The following is a 3,168-nucleotide window of genomic DNA, read 5'->3' on the forward strand; positions in this document are numbered from 1 at the left end:
CGTGTAGGGCGATTCCTACAGTCATGCGGCAATCGGCCGCGACACCCGAGGGTCAGACTTCGTCGGGATCGTCGATGAGCTTATGCCGCATCGCGTAGCGCACGAGCGCGGCTTCGTGCGGCATCTGCATCTTCTCGAGAATGCGCACCTTGTAGGTGCTGACGGTTTTCGTACTCACGCAGAGTTCCTGTGCGATCTCAGTAATGGTCTGGCCTGCCGCAATACGCCGGAACACCTCGAACTCGCGGTCGGAAAGCCGCTGGTGGGGGAGCGTGTCGGCGGGCTCGTTCAGGCTTTGTGCAAAGCGCTCGGCCATCGTCATGCTGATGTAAACACCACCGCCGGCGATCTTCGTCACGGCGCTGACCAGCTCGGTGCTCGCGCACTCTTTGGTGAGATAGCCCGAAGCTCCCGCCTTGAAGGCGCGCACCGCGTATTGCTGCTCGGCATGCATGGTTAGCACGAGAATACGCAATTCGGGTTTTTCATCCTTGATCTGCTTGACGAGATCCACGCCGCTGCGTCCTGGCATTGAGAGGTCGAGCACCAGGACCTGGGCGGCGCGCTCGCGCACGAGCGCGAGCGTGGTCGAGCTGTCGCAGCCTTCGCCTATGACTTCGAACTGGTCGTCGTGTGCGCTTTCCAGTATGCGGCGCAGACCGTCGCGCATGAGCGCATGGTCGTCGGCGATGATCACCTTGATCATGATGCGGCCTCTTCGGGGAGGAGAGCATGAAGTGCGAACGTGATCGTCATGGCAAAACCCTTGTCGGGCGCTGTGTCGATTAACACGGTGCCGTCGAGCATACGGGCGCGCTCGCGAATGCCGAGCAGGCCAAACGACTTTTCCCGCAACGCGCTGCGCTGCAGGCCGGTGGGGTCGGCGGGGTCGCCGGCCGCGCCAAGCCCGTCGTCTGCGATGCGCAGGACGCAGATTGGTCCGTCCACCTTAAGTGTAATCTCGACCAGGTGTGCTTCGGCATGGCGGGCGACATTGGTCAGGGCTTCCTGAACGATGCGAAAGAGCGCAGAGGAGGCGATGTTCGAAAACATCATTGCGTCGGCATCCAGATTGCGCTTGACGGCAATTCCGTAGCGGTTCGTGAAATCGTTTGCCAGCCACTCGATGGCTGGCACGAGGCCGAGGTCGTCGAGCATGACCGGCCGCAGGTCGGCCGCGATGCGCCGCAGGGCCGCCACCGTCGCATCGATCAGGTTGCGCATGCCGGCGAGGCGCGCGGGGACGTCGGTGACATCATCCTCCCCGAGCCGGCGCTCGAGCGCGCAGAGATCGATCTTGAGCGCGGTGAGCTGCTGGCCGAGATCGTCGTGCAGTTCGCGCGCAATACGTGCTTTCTCGGCCTCGCGCACGTTCTGCAGATTGGCCGACAGCTCGCGCAGTTCTTCGCGCGAACACGTGAGTTCGTCCTCTGCGCGCACGCGTTCAGTGACGTCGCGCAGCATGACCGTGAAAAGCTTGCCCGAGTCGTCGCGGATCTGCGATATCGATGCCTCGATGGGAAACTCGTCGCCGTTGGCGCGCAGCCCGTGGAGCACACGTTGTGAGCGGCCCATCAGGCGTTCGGTGACGCCTGTCTCGCCAAACTGCTCGACATGCTGCGCGTGCGCGGCCCGGAACCGCTCGGGAATAAAGCGCGAGAGCGGTGAGCCAATCGCCTCCATGGCGGACAGGCCAAACACCTGTTCGGCGGCTGGATTGAAGATCACCACGCGCTGGGTTTCGTCGACAGTGACGATCGCCTCCATCGACGAGCGGATGATCCCCATCATGCGCGCTTCGTTCAGCCGCGCGTCGCCGGCGACCTTCGTGGGCGCCAGGTTTGCGCGCATGAGGCGTTGCGCGAGAAACGCGAGCGCGGCGGCGCCGAGCGCGCCCGCGAGCAGAATGGCTGTGGCGCAGGCAGCCGCACCCGTGAGCAGCGGGCTTGCGTCGGCACTGACGTCGAGTGCGAGCGTCGCGCCGCCAAACACGAACGAATCGCTGCGCTGGAACCGTGCGCCGGGCATCACCTCGTCTTCTTCGCCGCGCACACTCGTGTAGAGATCCAAAGGAGGCGTTCCGATTCGGGCGCTGACCGTAAGTCCAGGATCGGCGGCGGCGAGCGGCGCGAACAGCCGCCGCGCGTCCAGCAAGGCGACCGCGAAGCCAACGACCTTCTGCGCATTGCCTTGTGGATCGGGCGCCGTCTCGTACACGGGCAGCCAGAGTGCGAGATGCGCAGGCGCATTGGCCGCCCCCGGCACCGCCGCGAGTGCGGCCTTGCCGGTTTCGGCGGCGTAGTTGCGCGCGGCACGCGTCACTGACGTCTCGACGAGCGCCTGCTCGGGTACGGTGGCGCTCAGGCCAGCCCATTGCGTCGCGACTTCGGCGCTGTCGGCCGCGCTCGCCGTCGGGTTGGCGCGCGGAGTGACGTAACCTAGCGCGGTGATCGCCGAACGGGAGTTGTCCAGATCGATCGCTGAAACAAAGTGCTTCCACGCTACCGGGTCGGGGCCGGGCGTTTGCGAGAGTAAAGCGCGCGCGCCGCGCAGTATGGCCTCATTGGCAATCAGCGCCTGCCTGAGCGTTGCCTGCAACGCCGCTGCGCGCCGGGTGAACCGCTGTTCCGCCGCCGCTTGCCACTGCCGCGTAACGAACGTCGCGATAACGCCAGCTAGCGCGAATGCCACGACGAACGCCAGCACTGCTGCGACGGCTGGATCGCGCAGGCGGGCGACAATTGCCAGCCCGGCGCCTTGTCCAGCGCGCATACGCGGGTCAGCGCCGGGCCTCATGACGACTATCCGGAGCGCGATGCTTGCGCGAGATCAATGCGTAGGCCATTCGCATATGAAGTACCGCCTTTGGTGGGGGGCACCAGAGGGATGCATGCCCATTTTATGAGCCCGCGGCACAGTGTCCCAAAAAAATTTGGCGCTTGTTCTATATGCTCGCGCGGGGCGGCCCGGGCTCGGTGCCGAGTTTCGGAGACCTTTCAAGGCGCTGCGCCTGCCGCCGGTGCGGACGCCAGTTCATCCGGTGGGCACGGCGGGCAGGGGTAAGGTTGCACGGCTTCCTCGGCGAGTTCAACCGACTGTCCGTGCTCCGGCACGCAGCAATCCCAATGGAGCGTCTCGACGATGCGCCGGCGCAAGGCATCGGCCGCA

General features: G+C 65.2%; 2 protein-coding genes. Both read right to left on the reverse strand.

What is annotated here, in order from left to right; translation table 11 throughout:
• Positions 1-52: 52 nt before the first annotated feature.
• A complete protein-coding gene (locus U5A52_RS42700; protein ID WP_321940404.1) occupies positions 53-706 on the reverse strand; it encodes a response regulator transcription factor in 654 nt (217 codons plus the stop codon).
• On the reverse strand, positions 703-2,796 hold the full coding sequence (locus U5A52_RS42705; protein ID WP_321940406.1) for a PAS domain-containing sensor histidine kinase: 2,094 nt from the start codon (positions 2,794-2,796) through the stop codon (positions 703-705). The genes U5A52_RS42700 and U5A52_RS42705 overlap by 4 nt, the downstream gene beginning before the upstream one ends.
• Positions 2,797-3,168: the final 372 nt, after the last annotated feature.

It is taken from the genome of Paraburkholderia sp. J8-2, from assembly GCF_905220195.1.
GTDB lineage: Bacteria > Pseudomonadota > Gammaproteobacteria > Burkholderiales > Burkholderiaceae > Paraburkholderia.

Excerpts from the sequence above, each read along its gene's own strand:
- U5A52_RS42700 (WP_321940404.1), bottom strand. The coding sequence starts at position 706 with ATGATCAAGGTGATCATCGCCGACGACCATGCGCTCATGCGCGACGGT.
- U5A52_RS42705 (WP_321940406.1), bottom strand. The coding sequence starts at position 2,796 with ATGAGGCCCGGCGCTGACCCGCGTATGCGCGCTGGACAAGGCGCCGGG.